The sequence below is a fragment of the Pseudomonas brassicacearum genome (genome assembly GCF_918698105.1).
In the GTDB taxonomy this organism is placed as follows: domain Bacteria; phylum Pseudomonadota; class Gammaproteobacteria; order Pseudomonadales; family Pseudomonadaceae; genus Aquipseudomonas; species Aquipseudomonas brassicacearum_F.
In genome coordinates this window covers 59,590-80,083 of record NZ_CAKKMI010000015.1, presented here as the reverse complement: position 1 = coordinate 80,083, position 20,494 = coordinate 59,590, and the positions used below count along the sequence as shown (strand labels likewise).

The window sequence follows — 20,494 nt, the reverse complement described above, 5'->3', positions numbered from 1 at the left end:
CTCCCACAGATTTTCATGAGCCCCACAGACTTGCAGTGATCTGTGGGAGCAAGGCTGGCCCGCGATGCTCTTCTAGAGACCCAGCAGGGACAACATGATGAACGTCGCAAACAACACAAAGTGGGTCATGCCTTCGATGGCATTGGTTTCGCCATCGTTGAGGTTGATCGCGCTGACGATCAGGGTGATGAAGATCATCACCGTCTGCACCGGGGTCATTGCCATTTGGAACGGCTGGCCGGTGTAGAGGGCCATGGCCTCCATCACGGGCACGGTCAGGATCACGGTGGACAGAGAAGCCCCCAGCGCGATATTCACCACCGACTGCATTCGATTGGCGAGGGCCGCGCGCAGGGCGGTGAGGATTTCCGGGGCGGCGGAGATGGCGGCCACCAGGATCGCCGTGACCACCGGCGGCGCGCCCGAGCCTTCCAACCCCAGGTCAAGGGCCTTGGACATGACTTCGGCCAGGGCGCCGATCACCACCACGCCAAACACCAATGCACCGATGGAAATCGTCAGGCTGATGGGTTTCGGCTCGTTTTCCACCGGCTCTTTCTTGCGACGTTTCTCCGGGTAGCTGTAGCTGAAGAAGTAACTGTGAGGCCCGACCTGCATGCGCAGGAACAAGGTGTACAGCACGATCATCGCGCCGATGGTAAAGGCCGAATACATTTTCCAGCTCTCGCGGGGAATGAACTCCGGCACCACCATCGATACCCCCATGGCGGTGAGGATCATCACGCTGTAAGTGCGCGCCGAATCGTCGTTGTAAGCCTGCTCGCCATGCTTGATCCCGCCCATCAGCGCCGCGAGCCCGAGGATGCCGTTGATGTCGAGCATCACCGCCGAGTAGATCGTGTCCCGCACCAACGTCGACGACGCCTCGTTGCTCATCATGATCGCCAGGATCACCACCTCCACCAGTACCGCCGACAGCGTCAGGATCATGGTGCCGTAGGGATCACCGACCTTTTCCGCCAGCAGTTCGGCGTGATGGGCCACGCGCATGGACGCCGCAACGATGAAACCGATCAGGACCAGGCCGCCGGTCAACGCCACCACCTGCCCGTTGCCCAGCAGCCAGTGCTCCAGCGGATAGGCGATACACGCGGCGATCAGCGCCAGCAACAGTAGTTTTTCTTGCTTGATCAACGTGAGCATCGCGGGCCTGTCACCGTGGCGGGGTCATGAGTTACTGACTATAGGAGGCGCTGAACGTTTCGTTGGGTGTGATGCACCAGGGGGTGGCGGGTGGCTGGCAGGTGCACCTTTATCGATCTGGAGGGCCTCATCGCGAGCAAGCTCGCTCCCACAGGTTGTGGGGATATCAAACTGTGGCGAGGGAGCTTGCTCCCGCTCGGTTGCGCAGCGACCGTTAAAACCGGGGCCGCTACGCGCCCCAGCGGGAGCAAGCTCCCTCGCCACAATAGGAGCGCGTCGATTAGTTGTCTTGTTGGTCAGCAATTTGCATTGATGCTGGACAGCCAACCTCACAACAAAACGGAGTTCGAGTTCATGCACAAACGCCCCTTGAAGCAATTGCTTTGCGCCGTCGTCGCCGCCGTCGGCCTGGGCGCCGGCCTGAATGCCAGTGCCGCCGACCCGCTGAAGGTCGGTTTCGTCTACATCGGCCCGATCGGCGACCACGGCTGGACCTATCAGCACGAACAAGGGCGCAAGGAACTGGCGGCGAAATTCGGCGAGCAGATCATCACCAACTACGTGGAAAACGTGCCGGAAGGGGCCGACGCCGAGCGGGTGATCCGCAACATGGCCAAGGACAAGTACGACCTGATCTTCACCACCTCCTTCGGCTACATGAACCCGACCCTCAAGGTCGCCAAGCAATTTCCCAAGGTGACCTTCGAACACGCCACCGGCTACAAGCAGGACAAGAACCTGGGCACCTACCTGGCGCGCACTTACGAGGGTCGCTACGTCGGTGGCTTCCTCGCGGCCAAGATGACCAAGACCAAGAAAATCGGCTACGTCGCCTCCTTCCCGATCCCGGAAGTCATCCGCGACATCAACGCAATCCAACTGGCCCTGAACAAGTACAACCCCGGCAGCGAGATCAAAGTGGTGTGGGTCAATTCCTGGTTCGACCCGGGCAAGGAGGCCGACGCCGCCAACGCGCTGATCGACCAGGGCGTGGACGTGGTGTTCCAGCACACCGACAGCCCGGCGCCGATCCAGGCGGCCGAGCGACGCGGCGTCTATGCGGTGGGCTACGCGTCGGACATGGCCCACTTCGGCCCCAAGGCGGTGCTGACGTCCATCGTCAATGACTGGGGCCCGCATTACATCCAGGCGACCCAGAGCGTGCTCGACCACAGCTGGAAATCCCAGGACTACTGGGGCGGCCTGAAGGAAGGCACGGTGAAACTGCCGATCAGCGACCTGGTGCCGGCAGCGGTCAAGGGCGAAGCCGAGCAGATCATCGCCGACATCGAGAGCGGCGCCTTCCACCCGTTCACCGGCCCGATCAAGGACCAGGCCGGCATCGAGAAAATCCCGGCGGGCGTGAGCGCCACCAACGCGGAACTGGCGTCGATGAATTATTACGTCGAAGGTATGAAGGCTGAGATTCCCAAATAACTCAAGACCAACCCAAACCCCTGTGGGAGCGAGCTTGCTCGCGATTGCGGACTGACCTTCAATATCTATATTGGCTGACCCACCGCGATCGCGAGCAAGCTCGCTCCCACATGGAGTGCCTATTTCAAGTCAGGAACGCAGTATGAACAGCCTTCCCATCATCGACATCAGCCCGCTCTACGGCGATGAACCCAACGCCTGGCAAACCGTCGCCGAGCAGATCGATCGCGCCTGCCGCCAATGGGGCTTTTTCTACATCAAGGGCCACTCCATCAGCGCGGCGCGCATCGCCGAGGTACTGGACAGCGCCAGGCGCTTCTTCGCCCTGCCCGTCGAAGAAAAACTCAAGATCGACATCACCCAGACCCGCCACCACCGTGGCTATGGCGCCGTCGCCACCGAACAACTGGACCCGACCAAGCCCAGCGACCTGAAGGAAACCTTCGACATGGGCCTGCACTTGCCGGCCGATCACCCCGACGTGCTGGCGCAAAAACCCCTGCGTGGTCCCAACCGCCACCCCGACCTGATTGGCTGGGAAAGCTTGATGGAGCAGCACTATCGCGACATGCAGACACTTGCCCAAACCCTGCTGCGGGCCATGACCCTGGCCCTGGGTATCGAACGGGACTTTTTCGACACACGCTTCAACGAGCCGGTCAGCGTACTGCGCCTGATCCACTACCCGCCCCGCGACACCGCCAGTAGCGCCGAGCAGCAAGGTGCCGGTGCCCATACCGACTACGGTTGCATCACCCTGCTCTATCAGGACGCCGCTGGTGGCCTGCAAGTGCGCAACGTCGACGGCCAGTGGATCGACGCGCCGCCCATCGAAGGCACCTTCGTGGTCAACCTCGGCGACATGATGGCGCGCTGGAGCAACGACCGTTACCTGTCCACGCCACATCGGGTGATCAGCCCACTGGGAGTGGACCGGTACTCGATGCCGTTCTTTGCCGAGCCGCACCCCGACACGCTGATCCAATGCCTGCCCGGTTGCCAGGATGACGCCCACCCGCCAAAGTACCCAACCACTACCTGCGCCGAATTCCTGCTGTCGCGCTTCGCCGACACCTATGCTTACCGGCGTGAGTCGCTCGCCGTGTAGTGGATCAGCCGGTCAGGTTTTACCCGACAAGGCGGCCAGCGCCTGTAGAATGCCCGCCATCGATTCGCTGATGAGAAAAGACCATGTACGACTGGCTGAACGCCCTGCCCAAGGCTGAACTGCACCTGCACCTGGAAGGCTCGCTGGAGCCCGAACTGCTGTTCGCCCTGGCCGAACGCAACAAGATCGCCCTGCCGTGGAACGACGTCGACACCCTGCGCAAGGCCTATGCCTTCAACAACCTGCAGGAATTCCTCGACCTGTATTACCAAGGCGCCGACGTGCTGCGCACCTCCCAGGATTTCTACGACCTGACCTGGGCCTACCTGTTGCGCTGCAAGGCGCAGAACGTGATCCACACCGAACCGTTCTTCGACCCGCAGACCCACACCGACCGTGGCATCCCGTTCGAAGTGGTGCTCAACGGCATCGCCGCCGCCCTCAAGGACGGTGAGCAGCAATTGGGCATCACCAGCGGCCTGATCCTGAGTTTCCTGCGCCACCTGAGTGAAGAACAAGCCCAGAAGACCCTCGACCAGGCGCTGCCGTTCCGCGAAGCCTTCGTGGCCGTGGGCCTGGACAGTTCGGAAATGGGCCATCCACCGAGCAAGTTCCAGCGCGTATTCGACCGCGCGCGCAACGAAGGCTTCCTGACCGTCGCCCACGCCGGCGAAGAGGGCCCGCCCGAGTACATCTGGGAAGCCCTGGACCTGTTGAAGATCCAGCGCATCGACCATGGTGTGCGAGCCATTGAAGACGAGCGACTGATGCAGCGGATCATCGACGAGCAGATTCCGTTGACCGTGTGCCCGCTGTCCAACACCAAGCTGTGCGTGTTCGACGACATGTCGCAGCACAACATCCTCGACATGCTCGAGCGCGGCGTGAAGGTGACGGTGAACTCCGATGACCCGGCGTACTTCGGCGGCTACGTCACCGAAAACTTCCACGCGCTGTACACCCACCTGGGCATGACCCAGGACCAGGCCAAGCGCCTGGCGCAGAACAGCCTGGATGCGCGGCTGGTAAAACCTTAAGCGTCACCGAAAATCCCTGTGGGAGCGAGCTTGCTCGCGAAGGCGGAGTGTCAGTCAACATCGATGTTGAATGTCGGACCGCTATCGCGAGCAAGCTCGCTCCCACAAGGGAGATGGTGTTAATCGGCGACGGTCGCCTCGCTCAACTCCTCCAGCGTCTTGCCCCGCGTCTCCATCCCGAACAACCAGACCACCCCTGCCGCCACGGCGAAGCACAGCGCGCCCAGGGCGAACACGCCACCCTGGCCGGTGATGGGAAATACCAGCCCGGTCACCAGCGGGCCGAGCAGCGAACCGACGCGCCCCACCGCCGAAGCAAAACCCGAACCGGTGGCCCGGGCCGAGGTGGGGTACAGTTCCGGCGTGTAGGTGTAGAGCACCGCCCACATGCCGAACAGGAAAAACTGCATCAGCAACCCGGTGCCGATCAACAGACCGACGTTGCCGCCAAACACCGCGCTCTGCCCATACAGAAACGCCATCGCCCCGCCGCCCAGCAGCGTGATGACGCACACCGGTTTGCGCCCCCAGCGCTCCACCAGCCAGGCCGCCATCAAGAAACCGGGAATCCCGCCCAAGGAAATCAGCACGGTGTAATACACCGATTGGGTCACCGCGAACCCTGACTGCTGCAACAAAGCGCTGAGCCAGGACGTCAGGCCGTAGAAGCCGAGCAAGGCAAAGAACCAGACGCTCCAGATCATCATCGTGCGCTGGCGATACAGCGGTGACCAGATCTGCGCCAGGGCCGAAAAGAAATTGCCCGGCGTGCTCTCAACCCTTGGCAAACGGATCGGCTCGGGCAGGTTCTGATGCCCCAGCGAGGCGCGGACCTTGTCTTCGATTCGCTTGAGCACCGCGTCCGCTTCATCACCCCGACCGGCTTGTTCCAGCCAGCGTGGCGACTCGGGAATGAAGAAACGAATCGCCAGGACAAACACCGCCGGCACCGCCAGCACCAGAAAGATGTCGCGCCAGCCGATCACCGGCAGCAGGAAGTAAGACAGCACCCCCGCGGCCACGAAACCCAGCGGCCAGAAGCCGTCCATCAAGGCGATGTAGCGGCCTCGACGTTTGGCCGGGATCAGCTCCGAAAGCATCGACTGCGCAATCGGAAACTCCATGCCCATGCCGATGCCCAGCAGGATGCGAAACAGCGTCAAGGTCTCGATGTCCTGGGCTGTGGAGCACAAGTAACTGGCAATGCCCCACAGCACAATGCTCCACTGGAACACCGGCTTGCGCCCGAAACGATCGGCCAGCATGCCCGACAGCGACGCCCCCACCACCATGCCGAAAAAGCTGGAGCTGGCAAGCAAACCGGCCTGGGCGGTGCTCAGGCCGAACTCGGCTTTGATCGATCCCAACAGGAACGTCATCATCGCCAGGTCCATGGAGTCAAAGAAAAACGCCAGGGCGATGATAATGAAGATGACCCGGTGGTAACCGCTGATGGGTAACCGTTCCAATCGCTCCGCCGCGCTATAGCCGTGAATGTCCATGCTGCCTCCCCAATCCGATAATTCCCCGGACCGAGTGTGCGCGAACCTTGCAGGTGGCTATTGCTGAATACGACCTGCCGACAGCCCTGAGCGACGCACCGGGAGCGTTCCCTAGATTGCCATCTCCACCGCCTCCTCCCGGGCGAACCGGTGGATTTCCTGCTGGCCCAGCGCCGTCACCTGCAGGGCTCGCGAATCGTTGGGCAAGCTCAGCCAACCCGACTGCATGAACAGTTGCAGCAGGGCCGCCCCCAGCGCGCCCCCCAGGTGTGGACGACGCTCGCTCCAGTCCGGGCAGGCACAGGCAATGTGGGTGTTGCGATGGGCCAGGGCCTGGATGAACAAGCCACGTCCGGCCAGTTGATTGGCGCCTTTGTGGGTGACGATCACCCGCTGCTCGAACTGCTCGATCCACCCGGCGTCCAGCAGGCGCTGATACAGGTCGGCCGCCAGGGTCCCCCCCAGGTGATCGTCGCACAGCCTGGCCCGCATCAACGAAGCGGGGGCCGACGGCGCCTTGGTCGGCATGACTCGGCGCTTGAAGACGTCCGGAATCTGCCGCGGCGTACTGACCAGCGTCGCGCTGGCCAGCGCTTCGACGGCAGCGCCGATTTCAGGTGCTGCCAGGCGGAAAAACCGCTTGCGGCCCCGGGCTTCGACTTTCAACAGGCCTCCGGCGGACAGGCGTCCCAGATGTGCATTGGCCGAGGAAGGCGACAACCCGGCGAGCAACGCCAACTCCTCGGCCTGACGGGCCGTGCCGTCCATCAAGGCCCACATCATTGCGCTGCGCTTGGGGTCAGCCAGCAGCGTGGCGATCTGGCTGATGCAAGGTGCATATTCCATGTATTCACTCCCTGTTGAATCATTCGTCTACTGCTCTGGCGCAGGCGGCCGCTAGTATAAGCGGGGCGGTCGCGCTTTCCTGTCCTCCGGAAACCTTTGGAGGCGATTGTTCCTGAGGGAAAATTCTCTATTTGCCCGCGACTAATGGCCGGCCCCCGTCGAAAGTGGAAAACGAGCCGTCAACTCAGCGCAGCGGGCCTGGAGCATGTCCCGCAAAAGGTTGATGGGTTTGCTCAATTGCGCTCGGTGGGCACATAGCAGGTTGAGGGGCGCGCGTTCGCATTGCAGGTGCGGCAAGAGGATTTTCAAGCGCCCGGCCAGCACGTCGGTGGATACGTCCAGCCACGATTTGTAGGCAATCCCTGCGCCCGCCACCGCCCAGCGCCGCACCACATCGGCGTCGTCACTGAAACGGTCGCCACTGACGGTGAGGCTCACTTCCCGTTTACCGTCATGAAAACCCCATCGGTCATGGACCCGGCTGCCCAGCATGTACAACAGGCAGTTGTGCTGGGCCAGCTGTTCCAGTTGACGGGGTTCGCCCTGGCGAGCCAGATAGTCCGGCGATGCGCACAACACCCGGCGGTTATTCGCGGCAATGGGCAGGGCGACCAGGCTCGAATCTTCCGGCTCGCCATAACGCAAGGCGATGTCCACCGGTTGCTTGAACAGGTCGGCCATGCGATCGCCCAGCAACAGCCGCACCGTCAACCCGGGGTGCTCGCGCTGGAACGCATCCAGCCAGGGCAGCAGCAGATTGCGTCCCAGGTCCGACGGTGCGGACAACTGCAACACCCCGCTGACCTGGTCCTGGCCGCTGGTCAACAACCGCCGGCCTTCGTCAAGGCTGCTCAATGCGGCGCGGGCATATTCAAGAAAGCCCTCGCCTTCGGCCGTCAGGCGCAGGCTACGGGTAGAACGGGCCAATAGCCGCGCGCCGAGGTGCTGCTCGATCCGTTTCAACGCGGCACTGGCCACCGCCGCCGACAGGTCCATGCCCCTGGCTGCTGCCGAAAGACTGCCCAGGTCCGCCGCCCGGACAAACAATTGCAAGTCATCGAAGCGAAGCATGACGACTCCATTATCAAAAAATCATTGAAAGAGCCTGTTCTTTTAGCCGGTTTTATCTCGACGATAAATAGCTAAACATGGCCTCCATCGAACTCACCTCACGGAGCCGCTGCATGAAAGCCATCGCCTACTACCACTCGTTGCCCATCACCGACCCGCAATCGCTCCAGGACGTCGAACTCCCAGAACCGGTCGCCGGCCCCAAGGACCTGCTCGTGGAGGTCAAGGCTATTTCGGTCAACCCGGTGGACACCAAGGTCCGCCAGAACGTCCAGCCCGAAGCCGGGGCAGCCAAGGTGCTGGGCTGGGACGTGGCCGGCGTGGTCAAGGCCGTGGGCCGCGAGGTCACGCTGTTCAAGCCCGGAGACAAGGTGTTTTATGCCGGTTCCATCGCCCGGGCCGGCGGCAACAGCGAGCTGCACGTGGTGGATGAGCGCATCGTCGGTCACATGCCCAAGACCCTCGGTTTCGCCGAAGCGGCGGCACTGCCGCTGACGGCCATTACCGCCTGGGAGTTGTTGTTCGAGCGCCTGCAAATCCAGGAAGGCCAAAGCGACCTGGGCCAGAGCCTGTTGATTGTCGGCGCTGCGGGCGGCGTGGGTTCGATCCTGACGCAACTGGCCAGCCAACTCACCCGGCTGAAGGTGATTGGCACCGCGTCCCGGACACAGACCCAGGATTGGGTGCGCAGCCTGGGGGCCGACCTGGTGATCGACCACAGCCGGCCGTTGAGCGAAGCGTTGAAAGAAGCGGGTCAGTCTCAGGTGACCCACGTCGCCAGCCTGACCCAGACCGACCAGCATCTGGACCAGTTGGTCGAAGCCCTCGCGCCCCAGGGCAAACTGGCGCTGATCGACGATCCCAAGGCGCTGGACGTGACCAAGCTCAAGCGCAAGAGCCTGTCGTTGCATTGGGAGTTCATGTACACCCGCTCGCTGTTCGAGACGGCCGACATGCTTGAACAACACAAACTGCTCAACCGCGTAGCTACCCTGATCGACGCCGGCACGCTGCGCACGACGGTTGGCGAACACTTCGGCACCATCAATGCCGAGAACCTGCGCCGGGCGCATGCCTTGCTGGAAAGCGGCAAGTCCAAGGGCAAGATTGTGCTCGAGGGTTTCTGACGGCACTGGACAGCAGCCCTGCAAACAATCCTGTGGGAGCGAGCTTGCTCGCGATGGGGCCAGGTCAGGCAACATTGATGTCGGCGGGTCTACCGCTATCGCGAGCAAGCTCGCTCCCACAGGTGTTGCATTAACTTGGGATTGCACCGTCAGTCCGAGAATTGATCCTTGTCACAATTGCGATCGCATTCGGGTCTACACTCGAGGCCTTTGCAACGCAATCTTTTCGTGAGGAGGTCAGCAATGAAGATCCTGATAAAAGAAGTGGCAAAAACCCAATGGCAAGTGCGCCTTGACCGGCACGTCGTCACCTTCCGTACCGAGGCCGAAGCCCAGGCCTTCGCCAGCACCCTGCAAGCACGAATCCTCGCTCCCCATCATTTCCCCGAACAACAGCAGCGCGCGGCCGGCTGAGTCAGCCCTCGCGACTGGCCTGGGCCAGCGCCCGGGCATTTTGCAGACGACGGGTCAGCATCGCTGCGTCCACCACCAACAGCCCGCAAAGGCTGATGACCAGCGCCATTGGCACGGCGGAGCCGTCATGCAGTGCCGCCACCAACGAGGCTGCCCCGGCGGCTACGGAAAACTGCAGGCACCCCAGCATTGCCGAAGCACTGCCGGCCCGGGCACCCTGCCCATTCATGGCGCAAGCCGAGGCGTTGGGAAGGATGCATCCCAGGCTGGCGATGCAGATAAACAGCGGAACCAGCAGCGGCCACAGCTGCGCAGGTTGCATTGAACAGACGGCCAGCAGGCTCAGCCCGGCGCCCAGGTAGACCCAGACCGCGCGGCTCAGCAGGAACGCCGGGCCGCGCCTGGACAGCAGCCGGGCGTTGACCTGGGCAACGAGGATGAAGCCCGCCGCGTTGGTGCCGAACAGCCAACCGAAGTGTTCGGCCGGAACCCCGTAGAGCTTGATGAAGACGAACGGCGAACCGGCGATGTAGGCAAACATCCCAGCGATAGCGATGCCCCCCGTCAGCGCATGGCCGAGGTAGACGGCATCGGTCAATAACCGACCATATTGGCGCAACGCCCCCGACAACGGTTGCCGGGGCACATGGTCCGGCAAGCTTTCCGGCAGCCACAAGGCCACCGCCGTCGACGCCAACGCGCTGAACACGGTCAGGGCAATGAAGATCGATTGCCAGCCATGCAGGTTTACCAGCAACCCGCCCAGCATCGGCGCGAGAATCGGCGCCAGGCCCATCACCAGCATCAACTGGGAAAACACCTTGGCCGACCCCACCGCGTCGCATTTATCGCTGACCACCGCCCGGGAAATCACCATCCCGGCGCATCCACCCAGGGCCTGGACGAAGCGGGCGCCGATCAGCCATTCCAGGCTCGGCGCGTAGGCGCAGGCCAGGGACGCCAACGTGAACAAACCGACCCCAGTCAGCAATGGAATGCGCCGTCCGAAGCGATCCGCCACCGGTCCATAGGCCAGTTGTCCGATGGACAAACCGAGGAAATAGGCCGCCAGGGTCAGCTGGATATGTTTTTCGTCGGTACCGAAGGCCGTGGCCATCGCCGGAAAGGCCGGCAGGTAGAAGTCGATCGCCAAGGGACCGAAAGCGCTCAAGGCGCCAAGTATCAGAATGGTACGGAAGTTCATCGGGCGTCCAGCTCAGGCGTCGTTCGACAGCCCGACAGTCTAGCCGTGCCGGGCGCCCTTGAACATTCCGGTAGGTCGCTAACGATTAAAAAACTTCAAGTAGGCCTGGCCTCATAGCCTTCCTCGTTGATGGCCGCGAGCACGGCATCGGCCGGCAACGAACTCTCCACCTGGACGGTCTGTTTGCCTAAATCGACGTCCACGGTGGCCATCGGGTCCTTGGCCTTGACTGCCTGGGTGATGGCCTTGACACAGTGACCGCAGGACATACCCTGAACTTTGAAAGTTTGCATGAGATGACTCCTTGGGATTGAGGTTGCCAGCAGTCTCAAGCTTGCCATCATGGCAAGGTCAAGTTCTGAGGAAAACTGCCGGGCTGGCAATCGGCATCGCGCTCAGCCAAGCTGCACACATCAAGGATTTAACCCCGGAGGTTCAGCCATGCGCTGGTCAGCGTTCAGCCTGTTTTGCATGCTCGGTTTTTCAGCGGTGGCGCCCCAGGCATCGGCCGCCGGCGAAGACTACGGCGTGTTGATCATTTCTCGCGAGCGCCTGGAAGTGGCGACCAGTTGCGAAATCGGCATCTACATCCAGGATCAGCTCTCGGCCCGGCTGTTCCAGGAGCAGAGCACCTCGTTCAACCTGCCGCCGGGCCAGTTTTCCTTGCGCCTGAAGTTGCTGCCGGGCCAGGCGCCGGGGTGCAACCCGGGCATGCTCGCGCCAGGGTCGCAGAACATCACGCTCAAGGCCGGTGACATTCTGAAGTTCCGCATCGCCATGAGTGAACAAGGCATGTACCTCAAGCAGGCTGGGCTCGGTTACTGACACCCCCGGGGTCAATTGTGAGAGCTGGCTTTGTGGGAGCAAGGCTTGCCCGCGATGAAGGCACCACAGTCTCTTGGGTGACCGCGGCGCCTGGATCGCGAGCAAGCTTTGCTCCCACAGAGCCAGGGCCCACATTAGGGATGTGTGTACACTTTTGGATTGGCGCTTGACCTTGCCCGCATGGCAAGGTTGATCCTGTAGTCATTCACTACAGGGAGCCTGACCGATGTCCGAATCCATCACGTTCGATCTACCGATTGCCGGCATGACCTGCGCCAGCTGCGCCGGGCGGGTCGAGCGGGCCTTGAGCAAAGTCTCCGGCGCCCGCGCCGTCAGCGTGAACCTGGCGACTGAACTGGCGCGCGTGCAGGCCCCCGAAGGCAGCCTGCCGGCCTTGATGCAGGCCGTCGAACAGGCCGGCTATAGCGTCCCCGTGCAAACCCTGGGGCTGAGCATCGAAGGGATGACCTGCGCCTCCTGTGTCGGCCGGGTCGAACGCGCCCTGGGCAAGGTCGACGGCGTGAACAGCGTCAGCGTCAACCTGGCCAATGAGCGGGCCCACCTCGAACTGCTCGGCCAGGTGGATCCGCAAACCCTGATCGATGCGGTCAAGCGCGCCGGCTACGACGCCACTGTCTGGCAGGCCGAACAGCCCACTGACACACAGGCCAACCGTCTGAACCGTGAACGCCTGATTTTGGTGCTGGCGATCCTGCTCTCCGTGCCACTGGTGTTGCCGATGCTGCTGCAGCCGTTCGGCGTACACTGGATGCTCCCGGCCTGGGTGCAGTTCGCCCTGGCGACGCCGGTGCAATTCATCTTCGGTGCGCGTTTCTACATCGCCGCCTTCAAGGCCGTGCGTGCCGGTGCCGGGAACATGGACCTGCTGGTGGCCCTGGGCACCAGCGCCGGCTACGGCCTGAGCCTTTATGAATGGGCGATCGCCCGCCCTGGCGGCATGCCGCACCTGTATTTCGAAGCCTCGGCCGTAGTGATTGCCCTGGTACTGCTGGGCAAATACCTGGAAAGCCGCGCCAAGCGACAAACCGCCAGCGCCATCCGCGCGCTCGAAGCCTTGCGCCCGGAACGGGCGATCCAGGTGATCGATGGCCAGGAGCGGGACGTGGCCATCAGTGCCCTGCGCTTGCATGACCTGGTGCTGGTCAAGCCCGGCGAACGCTTCCCGGTGGACGGCGAAGTACTGGAAGGCCAGAGCCACGCCGACGAAGCGCTGATCAGCGGCGAAAGCCTGCCGGTGCCCAAGCAGCCCGGCGACAAGGTCACTGGCGGCGCCATCAACGGCGAAGGCCGGCTGCTGGTGCGCACGCTGGCCCTGGGTACCGAGACTGTCCTGGCGCACATCATCCGCCTGGTCGAAGACGCCCAGGCCGCCAAGGCGCCGATCCAGAAACTGGTGGATAAAGTCAGCCAGGTGTTCGTACCGGTGGTGCTGGTGTTGGCCCTGGCGACGTTGATCGGCTGGTGGTTGTACGGTGCGCCGTTGGAAACCGCGCTGATCAACGCCGTCGCCGTGCTGGTGATCGCCTGCCCCTGCGCCCTGGGCCTGGCGACACCCACGGCGATCATGGCCGGCACCGGTGTGGCCGCGCGCCACGGGATTCTGATCAAGGATGCCGAGGCCCTGGAGCGCGCCCATGAAGTCGACACCGTGGTGTTCGACAAGACCGGCACGCTGACCTCCGGCACGCCGCGCATCGCCCACTTGACGGCCCTTGACGGTGATGAAGACGCGCTGCTGAAAATGGCCGGCGCCCTGCAACGCGGCAGTGAACACCCTCTGGCCAAAGCCGTGTTGGACACCTGCGCCGAACGCGGCCTGGACGTGGCGGATGTCAGCGACAGCCAGTCCCTGGCTGGGCGCGGTATCGCCGGCAGCCTCGACGGGCGCCGCCTGGCCCTGGGCAATCGACGCCTGCTGGACGAACTGGGCCTGGCCCCCGGTTCGCTGGCCGAGTCGGCACAGGCCTGGGAAACCGAAGGCCGCACGTTGTCCTGGCTGATCGAGCAAGGCGCGACGCCTCGGGTGCTGGGCCTGTTCGCCTTCGGTGACACGCTCAAGCCCGGTGCCCTCGCCGCGGTACAGGCCTTGAACGAACAGCACATCGCCAGCCACCTGCTCACCGGCGACAACCAAGGCAGCGCCCGGGTGGTGGCCCAGGCGTTGGGGATCTCCAATGTCCATGCCGAGGTCCTGCCAGCGGATAAATCCGCCATCGTCCAACAGTTGAAGCACCATTCGGTGGTGGCGATGGTGGGCGACGGCATCAACGACGCCCCAGCCCTGGCCGCCGCCGACATCGGCATTGCCATGGGTGGCGGCACCGACGTGGCGATGCATGCCGCGGGCATCACCCTCATGCGCGGCGATCCGCGACTGGTGCCGGCGGCGCTGGACATCAGCCGCAAGACCTACGCCAAGATCCGCCAGAATCTGTTCTGGGCCTTCGTCTATAACTTGATCGGCATCCCCCTGGCGGCGTTCGGTTTTCTCAACCCGGTGCTGGCCGGCGCGGCCATGGCGCTGTCGAGCGTCAGCGTGGTCAGCAATGCGTTACTGTTGAAGTTCTGGACACCCAAGCAGTTGGAGGACAAGCGATGAACATCGGCCAAGCGGCCCGCCAGAGCGGCCTGAGCGCGAAGATGATCCGCTATTACGAGTCCATCGGTCTGCTCAAGGCTGCCCATCGCACCGACAGCGGCTACCGGATCTACGGCGCCGATGACCTGCACACCCTGGCCTTTATCAAACGCTCCCGCGACTTGGGGTTTTCCCTGGAAGAGGTCGGCAAACTGCTGACCCTCTGGCAAGACCGCCAACGCGCCAGCGCCGACGTCAAGGCCCTGGCCCGCCAGCACATCGAAGAACTGAACCAGAAAATCCGCGAACTGGCCGAGCTGCGCGACACCCTGCAGGACCTGGTAGAGCACTGCCACGGCGACCACCGTCCGGATTGCCCGATCCTCAAGGAGTTGGAGTCGGGGTGCTGCAAGAATTGATGCCCTGCGCCGGCCCATGTGGGAGCGAGCCTGCTCGCGAAGACGGCGGCACATTCAACATCGATGCAAGCTGATCCACCGCTTTCGCGAGCAGGCTCGCTCCCACAGGGGATTGGCGGTGAGGCTGTTTTTTGCGGCTACAAAAAAACCGGCCATTGGCCCAATGCTGTTACTTAAGCCGTTAGCGGAGCTTTGATGTTCCGTTTCGAGGCGTAGTTTTTTACGAGCGGGATTTTGGGGTTGGTGTGTATATCCATTTCTGCGGTAACGGCGGCTTAGGGTTCCGCCCTGACGGCGGGTCACTTTTGGAAGAGCGCCAAAAGTAACCAAAAGCGCTTTGCCCCACCACTCGGCACCTCGCCTAGGCTCGGTGTGCCCTCACTCCGGCATTGCTCCGTGGGCCCGCCGCGAAGGGCCATCCATGGCCCAGCGCGGCTATCCCGGCATCCATGCCGGGATGCCCACTGCGCAATGCCTGCGTTCGGCCAGCGTGGTTAATGGGGCGTCCAGATCAAGATCTAAAGCAAGAGCAAGAGCAAGAGCAAGAGCAAGAGCAAGAGCAAGAGCAAGAGCAAGAGCAAGAGCAAGAGCAAGAGCAAGAGCAAGAGCAAGAGCGGGGCACATGCCAGCCTCTATGTGGCTGAGCTTCCGCTATCGCGAGCAAGCTCGCTCCCACATTGGGTCTTCAGCAAACACAAAACCCATATACACCGCAAAACCTGTGGGAGCGGGCTTGCTCGCGAAGAGGCCCGCACATCCAACATCACTGCAAAATGACACACCGCCTTCGCGAGCAGGCTCGCTCCCACAATGGCCTGTGATGAACACAAATCTCATGAACACCCCAGATCACCTGTGGGAGCGAGCCTGCTCGCGATGAGGTCGGCACATCCAACATCACCAAAAACTGACGCACCGCCTTCGCGAGCAAGCCCGCTCCCACAGAAGGAACGCGGTCCCACCAAGAACCAGGTCGGCTGTTAGGCCGCCTCGTGGTGGACGTTGATCTCAGGCGCCCCGTTAACCACGATGGCCGAACGCAGGCATTGTGGAGTGGGCATCCCGGCATGGAGGCCGGGATAGCCGCGCTGGGCCATGGATGGCCCTTCGCGGCGGGCCCACGGAACAATGCCGGAGTGAGGGCATGCCGAGCCTAAGCGAGGCACCAAGTGGTGGGGCAGAAGCGTTTTGCTTACTTTTGACTGGGCCGGCTTCCGGGCTCTTCAAAAGTGAGCCGCCGTAAGGGCGGAACCCTAAGCCGCCGTTACCGCAGAAACGGATATACACACCAACCCCAAAATCCCCCCAAAAACGAAGCCAAAAAAAACGGCGCCTTTCCATCTCTGAAAGAAGCGCCGTTTTTTCTAAGTGAACAGCATTACGGCCATTGGCCGGGTTTCTGTTCAACCGATCACTGCATCCAAGGTGGCGGTGGTTCTTCGGTCTTGCCGGGCGGGGCATCGTCGGCGGCGCGGACGGCCTGGCGGCGTTCCTCGTCCAGGCGCGCGGCTTCGATCTCGCGCATGATCCCGCCGACATCCGCCAGTTCTTCCGGCTCGTCGAACTCGCCGGTCAGCACGCTGGCCGGGTGCAAGGTGCCGGCTTCATACAGCGCCCACATTTCCTTCGCGTACTTGGTGAGTTTGAGCTCGGGGGCAAACCGGCCAAAGTAGGACGCCATGTTGCCCACGTCCCGCTCCAGCATGCTGAAAGCATGGTTGTTACCCGCGGCATCCACGGCCTGCGGCAGGTCGATGATCACCGGCCCGGTTGGCGTGAGCAGGACATTGAACTCCGACAGGTCGCCGTGCACCAGACCGGTACACAGCATCAGCACGATCTGGGAAATCAGGAATGCATGGTATTCACGAGCCTGGTCCGGCTCCAGCACCACATCGTTCAGACGCGGCGCCGCATCGCCGTACTCGTCGGCCACCAGTTCCATCAGCAGCACGCCTTCAAGAAAGTCGTACGGCTTGGGCACGCGTACACCCGCGCCAGCCAAGCGGAACAGCGCTGCCACTTCAGCATTCTGCCAGGCGTCCTCGGTTTCCTTGCGCCCGAACTTCGAGCCCTTGGCCATGGCCCGGGCCTGACGGCTGTTGCGGACCTTGCGGCCTTCCTGATATTCGGCCGCCTGACGAAAACTTCGCTTGTTCGCCTCCTTGTAGACCTTCGCGCAACGTAGCTCATTGCCGCAGCGCACCACATAAACAGCTGCTTCTTTACCACTCATGAGTGGGCGCAGCACCTCGTCGACCAGACCGTCCTCGATCAGGGGTTCAATGCGTTTTGGAGTCTTCATCAGCTTTTATTGTGGGTCCTTTATTACCAAACACGCGAATGACAGCCGTTATACGGCAATCCTTCCTCCACGGGGAGGGGTTGCCGACCTATGAACCTGTGATGCACACAATGTGCCGGATCAATCGACCGAGCCGAATCATAGCCGAGTCCGAACCTGGCATTGCTAACTGAATGCCCGGACATTTGCGACAAGAGCTGACAGCCATGTCTATCGTCGGCTGTAGGAAGTGCGACGACTCAATGCTTGAACAGTTCCCCCGGCGTAAACCCGAACATCCCCTTGAACGCCGCAATGAACGCGGACGTTGAATCATACCCACAGGACAACGCGGCACTGGTGACGCTGTCGCCCTGCTCCAGCGACCCCAGGGACGACAACAGGCGCATGCGCTGGCGCCAGGCGCGAAAGCTCAGGCCGGTCTCGCGCTGGAACAGGCGCATCAAGGTTTTTTCCGACGTGCCCAGGCGCTCAGCCCAGGCGTGCAAAGTGACGTTCTGCTCAGGCTGTTCGATCAACTCGTTACACAGCCCCAGCAGGCGCGCATGTCGCGGCAGCGGCAGGGAGAATCCCACCTCCGGCAACGTCGCCAACTGGTCCAGCAACACCTGCACCAACCGTTGTTCCTGGGTATCGCCTTGCGGGTAATCGACAGGAAGTTGACAAAACACCTTGATCAACTCGCGGGCCAGTGGCGTGACTTCCAGCACCCGACAGCGCTCATCGGCCCAAGGGCAGGCGTGGCGATGCACATACAGGCTGCGCATTTCCGCCCGGGTCGAGGTCACCACCTGATGTTCCAGGTCGGCCGGGATCCAGATGCCCCGTTGTGGCGGGGCGAAGAAACTGCCGGCGGCGGTGTGTACGCCGAGAACGCCGCTGATAGCGTAGGAAAACTGCACCCAGTCGTGACGATGGGCTTGCGTCCAGGAACCGGCGCTCAAGCTTTCGACACGGGCGTACAACGGCCTCGGCAATTGCGCCAGGTCGGGGATGCGGCGTTCGAGCTGTTGGTGTCCGTTAGGCGGCATTGATTGGCCTTATGTCGCAAGACGACTGGTAGGGACGACGTTAGGCTAAGTCGACTTTTCTTACAACTTGCGGTGCCCTATGCATATCCTCAGACACCTCAAACGCATGCTGACCGACTGGTTCCTGTGCGGCATGGTGCTTGCCACGCTGCTGGCGTACTTCTTTCCAACCTTTGGTGCCACGGGCGGTGCCATGCATGCCGAATGGGTGGTCAACATCGGCATCTTCGTAGTGTTCTTCCTGCACGGGGTCAACCTGTCCGGCGAGCAGATCCGCCACGGCTTGAAGAACATCCGCCTGCACGTGATGGTGCAAGCCTTCACCTTTGGCGTATTTCCGTTGCTCTGGCTGATCAGCCATTGGCTAATCGGCAGCCACGTACCCGCGCTGCTGATGCTGGGGTTCTTCTACCTTTGCGCCCTGCCCTCGACCATTTCTTCCTCGGTGGCGCTGACCGGCAGTGCAAAAGGCAACGTGCCAGCGGCGATTCTCAACGCCAGCCTGTCCAGCGTACTGGGGATTTTCCTGACACCGCTGCTGGTCAGCTTCGTGGTCGGCAGCGGCGCCGGTGGCATCGACCTGGGGTCGACCCTGCTCGACCTGTGCCTGATGTTGCTGCTGCCGCTGGTGCTGGGGCAATTCCTGCGGCGTTGGCTGGCTGGCTTTTTCGGCAAGTACAAGCGCTACACCAGCATCATCGACAAGCTGGTGATCCTGCTGCTGGTCTACGCGGCGTTCTGCAATTCAATGGTGTCCGGCATCTGGCAACAGCAAGGCCACGGCGTGCTATTGAGCGCAGTGCTGGGCAGTGCCGTGCTGCTGGCGATCATCTTGTGGGCGACCACCCGCACCGCCCGCGCCCTGAAATTCAGCAGCGCCGATGAGGTGGCCGCGGTGTTCTGCGCCAGCAAGAAATCCCTCGCCGCCGGGGTGCCCATGGCGGCGTTGATTTTTGGCAACCATCCTGGCCTGGGGCTGATCCTGCTGCCGATCATGATCTATCACCCGCTGCAGTTGATCGTCTGCTCGATCCTCGCCGAGCGCTATGCCAGCCATCACCGGGAACTGGCGTCCCGCCAGGACGGCGCCGTCCTCAACGCTCGATGATCGCCGTCACGCCCTGGCCGGCGGCGGCGCAGATGGAAATCAAGCCGCGGCCTCTTCCGGCGGCATCGAGCAACTTGGCGAGGTTGGCGACAATGCGCCCGCCCGTGGCGGCAAACGGGTGCCCGGCGGCCAGGGAACTGCCCTTGACGTTCAACCGGCTGCGGTCGATGGACCCTAGCGGCGCGTCGAGGCCCAGGCGGGTCTTGCAATAGTCCGGGTCCTCCCAGGCCTTCAGTGTGCACAACACCTGGGCAGCGAACGCTTCGTGGATCTCGTAGTAATCGAAGTCCTGCAAGGTCAAGCCGTTGCGCGCCAGCAATCGCGGCACGGCGTAGACCGGGGCCATCAACAGCCCTTCGGCGCCATTGACGAAATCCACCGCCGCCGTTTCGCCGTCGCGCAGGTACGCCAGGATCGGCAGGCCGCGGGCCTTGGCCCACTCTTCGCTGCCCAGCAGCACTAACGAAGCGCCATCGGTCAGTGGCGTGGAGTTGCCCGCGGTCATCGTACCCTTGGCGCTTTTTTCGAAGGCCGGCTTGAGGGAGGCGAGTTTTTCCGGGGTCAGGTCCGGGCGCAGGTTGTTGTCCCGGGTCAGGCCAAGGAACGGTGTCATCAAGTCGTTCTGCCAACCTTCGGCATAGGACGCGGCCATTTTCTGATGGCTTTCCAGGGCCAACTGGTCCTGCGCCTCCCGGGGGATCTGCCAGGTCTGGGCCATCAATTCGCAGTGCTCCCCCATGTTCAGGCCGGTGCGCGGTTCGTTGATGCGCGGCAGGTCGGGGACAAGGTGCTGGGGACGCAGTTGCAGGAAGGTCTTGATCTTGTCCGCGGTGGTCTTGGCGCGATTGGCTTGCAGCAGGATCCTGCGCAGCCCTTCATTGACCGCGATCGGCGCGTCCGAGGTGGTATCGACGCCGCCGGCAATGCCGCTGTCGATCTGCCCCAGGGCAATCTTGTTGGCCACCAGCAACACCGTCTCCAGCCCGGTGCCACAGGCCTGTTGTACGTCATAGGCCGGCGTCATCGGTGACAGCCGCGAGCCGAGCACGCATTCGCGGGTCATGTTCATATCCCGGGAGTGCTTGAGCACCGCACCGGCAGCGACCTCGCCAATGTGCAAGCCATGCAGGTTGTAGCGTTCAATCAGCCCTTCGAGGGCAGCCGTCAACATCGCCTGGTTGCTGGCGGTGGCATAGGCCCCGTTGGAGCGGGCGAACGGAATGCGGTTACCACCGATGATCGCGACGCGGCGTAGTTGTGTCATGAAGAACTCCCTGTGTAGGTCTGAATGTGCCCA

At 62.5% G+C, this 20,494-nt stretch carries 18 protein-coding genes; 9 read left to right on the top strand and 9 right to left on the bottom strand.

The annotated features are described in order from the left end of the window. Nucleotides 1-72: 72 nt before the first annotated feature. Entirely contained in the window at nt 73-1,164 is a 1,092-nt protein-coding gene (locus LQ215_RS08520; RefSeq protein ID WP_230148819.1) for a calcium:proton antiporter, read from the bottom strand. Between the two features lie 354 nt (nt 1,165-1,518). On the opposite strand from LQ215_RS08520, the gene LQ215_RS08515 reads away from it, so the two are divergent. From LQ215_RS08515 to LQ215_RS08505, 3 genes are all read left to right on the top strand, one after another. Then, nucleotides 1,519-2,601, top strand: coding sequence for a BMP family ABC transporter substrate-binding protein (locus LQ215_RS08515; RefSeq protein WP_230148817.1), 1,083 nt, complete (start codon nt 1,519-1,521; stop codon nt 2,599-2,601). Between the two features lie 142 nt (nt 2,602-2,743). Then, a complete protein-coding gene (locus LQ215_RS08510; protein ID WP_230148815.1) occupies nt 2,744-3,709 on the top strand; it encodes a 2-oxoglutarate and iron-dependent oxygenase domain-containing protein in 966 nt (321 codons plus the stop codon). Nucleotides 3,710-3,792: 83 nt separating this feature from the next. Further along, nucleotides 3,793-4,746, top strand: coding sequence for an adenosine deaminase (locus LQ215_RS08505; protein ID WP_230148813.1), 954 nt, complete (start codon nt 3,793-3,795; stop codon nt 4,744-4,746). A 119-nt stretch (nt 4,747-4,865) separates the two neighbouring features. On the opposite strand, the gene LQ215_RS08500 is transcribed toward LQ215_RS08505, so the two are convergent. The 3 genes from LQ215_RS08500 to LQ215_RS08490 form a co-directional block, all read right to left on the bottom strand. Further along, complete coding sequence (locus LQ215_RS08500; protein WP_230148811.1) at nt 4,866-6,248, bottom strand: MFS transporter; 1,383 nt, start codon at nt 6,246-6,248, stop codon at nt 4,866-4,868. A gap of 111 nt (nt 6,249-6,359) precedes the next feature. After that, nucleotides 6,360-7,094, bottom strand: coding sequence for an ArsR/SmtB family transcription factor (locus tag LQ215_RS08495; protein WP_230148809.1), 735 nt, complete (start codon nt 7,092-7,094; stop codon nt 6,360-6,362). Between the two features lie 141 nt (nt 7,095-7,235). Continuing rightward, the gene (locus LQ215_RS08490) at nt 7,236-8,165 is read right to left on the bottom strand and encodes a LysR family transcriptional regulator (RefSeq protein ID WP_230148807.1); all 930 of its coding nucleotides are present in this window, start codon (nt 8,163-8,165) and stop codon (nt 7,236-7,238) included. Nucleotides 8,166-8,278: 113 nt separating this feature from the next. Here LQ215_RS08490 and LQ215_RS08485 point away from each other — a divergent pair, with 113 nt between their 5' ends. Further along, nucleotides 8,279-9,292, top strand: coding sequence for a zinc-binding alcohol dehydrogenase family protein (locus LQ215_RS08485; protein ID WP_230148806.1), 1,014 nt, complete (start codon nt 8,279-8,281; stop codon nt 9,290-9,292). Between the two features lie 243 nt (nt 9,293-9,535). Continuing rightward, a complete protein-coding gene (locus LQ215_RS08480) occupies nt 9,536-9,706 on the top strand; it encodes a hypothetical protein (protein WP_230148804.1) in 171 nt (56 codons plus the stop codon). A 1-nt stretch (nt 9,707) separates the two neighbouring features. Here LQ215_RS08480 and LQ215_RS08475 read toward each other — a convergent pair whose 3' ends face one another. Then, nucleotides 9,708-10,910, bottom strand: a complete 1,203-nt coding sequence (locus LQ215_RS08475; protein WP_230148802.1) for a multidrug effflux MFS transporter — start codon at nt 10,908-10,910, stop codon at nt 9,708-9,710. Between the two features lie 95 nt (nt 10,911-11,005). Further along, nucleotides 11,006-11,203 carry a heavy-metal-associated domain-containing protein gene (locus tag LQ215_RS08470; RefSeq protein WP_230148800.1) on the bottom strand — a complete coding sequence of 66 codons (198 nt, stop codon included), beginning with the start codon at nt 11,201-11,203 and terminating at the stop codon, nt 11,006-11,008. Between the two features lie 148 nt (nt 11,204-11,351). Here LQ215_RS08470 and LQ215_RS08465 point away from each other — a divergent pair, with 148 nt between their 5' ends. The 3 genes from LQ215_RS08465 to cueR all read left to right on the top strand — a co-directional run bounded on the left by LQ215_RS08465 (nt 11,352) and on the right by cueR (nt 14,753). Next, a complete protein-coding gene (locus LQ215_RS08465) occupies nt 11,352-11,735 on the top strand; it encodes a hypothetical protein (protein WP_230148798.1) in 384 nt (127 codons plus the stop codon). Nucleotides 11,736-11,961: 226 nt separating this feature from the next. After that, nucleotides 11,962-14,355, top strand: a complete 2,394-nt coding sequence (locus LQ215_RS08460; protein ID WP_230148796.1) for a heavy metal translocating P-type ATPase — start codon at nt 11,962-11,964, stop codon at nt 14,353-14,355. Beyond that, nucleotides 14,352-14,753: a Cu(I)-responsive transcriptional regulator gene (gene cueR, locus LQ215_RS08455; RefSeq protein WP_230148794.1), complete on the top strand. Its 402-nt coding sequence runs from the start codon at nt 14,352-14,354 to the stop codon at nt 14,751-14,753. The genes LQ215_RS08460 and cueR overlap by 4 nt, the downstream gene beginning before the upstream one ends. A 1,411-nt stretch (nt 14,754-16,164) precedes the next feature. Here cueR and LQ215_RS08450 read toward each other — a convergent pair. Continuing rightward, the gene (locus tag LQ215_RS08450; RefSeq protein WP_230148792.1) at nt 16,165-17,058 is read right to left on the bottom strand and encodes a PA4780 family RIO1-like protein kinase; all 894 of its coding nucleotides are present in this window, start codon (nt 17,056-17,058) and stop codon (nt 16,165-16,167) included. Between the two features lie 239 nt (nt 17,059-17,297). Further along, a complete protein-coding gene (locus LQ215_RS08445; protein WP_072340309.1) occupies nt 17,298-18,089 on the bottom strand; it encodes an AraC family transcriptional regulator in 792 nt (263 codons plus the stop codon). A 79-nt stretch (nt 18,090-18,168) separates the two neighbouring features. Between LQ215_RS08445 and LQ215_RS08440 the strand changes: the two genes are divergently transcribed. After that, on the top strand, nt 18,169-19,197 hold the full coding sequence (locus tag LQ215_RS08440) for a bile acid:sodium symporter family protein (RefSeq protein ID WP_230148790.1): 1,029 nt from the start codon (nt 18,169-18,171) through the stop codon (nt 19,195-19,197). On the opposite strand, the gene LQ215_RS08435 is transcribed toward LQ215_RS08440, so the two are convergent. Further along, nucleotides 19,184-20,461 (bottom strand): acetyl-CoA C-acetyltransferase, encoded by a 1,278-nt coding sequence (locus LQ215_RS08435; protein WP_003197458.1) that lies wholly within the window; start codon nt 20,459-20,461, stop codon nt 19,184-19,186. The genes LQ215_RS08440 and LQ215_RS08435 overlap by 14 nt on opposite strands. Between the last annotated feature and the right edge of the window lie 33 nt (nt 20,462-20,494).

What these genes read in the sequence shown, in the direction of transcription:
- LQ215_RS08465 (WP_230148798.1), top strand. Translation starts at nt 11,352, where the DNA reads ATGCGCTGGTCAGCGTTCAGCCTGTTTTGCATGCTCGGTTTTTCAGCG.
- LQ215_RS08460 (WP_230148796.1), top strand. Translation starts at nt 11,962, where the DNA reads ATGTCCGAATCCATCACGTTCGATCTACCGATTGCCGGCATGACCTGC.
- LQ215_RS08470 (WP_230148800.1), bottom strand. Translation starts at nt 11,203, where the DNA reads ATGCAAACTTTCAAAGTTCAGGGTATGTCCTGCGGTCACTGTGTCAAG.
- LQ215_RS08480 (WP_230148804.1), top strand. Translation starts at nt 9,536, where the DNA reads ATGAAGATCCTGATAAAAGAAGTGGCAAAAACCCAATGGCAAGTGCGC.
- LQ215_RS08505 (WP_230148813.1), top strand. Translation starts at nt 3,793, where the DNA reads ATGTACGACTGGCTGAACGCCCTGCCCAAGGCTGAACTGCACCTGCAC.
- LQ215_RS08520 (WP_230148819.1), bottom strand. Translation starts at nt 1,164, where the DNA reads ATGCTCACGTTGATCAAGCAAGAAAAACTACTGTTGCTGGCGCTGATC.
- LQ215_RS08500 (WP_230148811.1), bottom strand. Translation starts at nt 6,248, where the DNA reads ATGGACATTCACGGCTATAGCGCGGCGGAGCGATTGGAACGGTTACCC.
- LQ215_RS08435 (WP_003197458.1), bottom strand. Translation starts at nt 20,461, where the DNA reads ATGACACAACTACGCCGCGTCGCGATCATCGGTGGTAACCGCATTCCG.
- LQ215_RS08445 (WP_072340309.1), bottom strand. Translation starts at nt 18,089, where the DNA reads ATGCCGCCTAACGGACACCAACAGCTCGAACGCCGCATCCCCGACCTG.
- LQ215_RS08490 (WP_230148807.1), bottom strand. Translation starts at nt 8,165, where the DNA reads ATGCTTCGCTTCGATGACTTGCAATTGTTTGTCCGGGCGGCGGACCTG.
- LQ215_RS08450 (WP_230148792.1), bottom strand. Translation starts at nt 17,058, where the DNA reads ATGAAGACTCCAAAACGCATTGAACCCCTGATCGAGGACGGTCTGGTC.
- LQ215_RS08495 (WP_230148809.1), bottom strand. Translation starts at nt 7,094, where the DNA reads ATGGAATATGCACCTTGCATCAGCCAGATCGCCACGCTGCTGGCTGAC.
- LQ215_RS08440 (WP_230148790.1), top strand. Translation starts at nt 18,169, where the DNA reads ATGCATATCCTCAGACACCTCAAACGCATGCTGACCGACTGGTTCCTG.
- LQ215_RS08510 (WP_230148815.1), top strand. Translation starts at nt 2,744, where the DNA reads ATGAACAGCCTTCCCATCATCGACATCAGCCCGCTCTACGGCGATGAA.
- cueR (WP_230148794.1), top strand. Translation starts at nt 14,352, where the DNA reads ATGAACATCGGCCAAGCGGCCCGCCAGAGCGGCCTGAGCGCGAAGATG.
- LQ215_RS08515 (WP_230148817.1), top strand. Translation starts at nt 1,519, where the DNA reads ATGCACAAACGCCCCTTGAAGCAATTGCTTTGCGCCGTCGTCGCCGCC.
- LQ215_RS08485 (WP_230148806.1), top strand. Translation starts at nt 8,279, where the DNA reads ATGAAAGCCATCGCCTACTACCACTCGTTGCCCATCACCGACCCGCAA.
- LQ215_RS08475 (WP_230148802.1), bottom strand. Translation starts at nt 10,910, where the DNA reads ATGAACTTCCGTACCATTCTGATACTTGGCGCCTTGAGCGCTTTCGGT.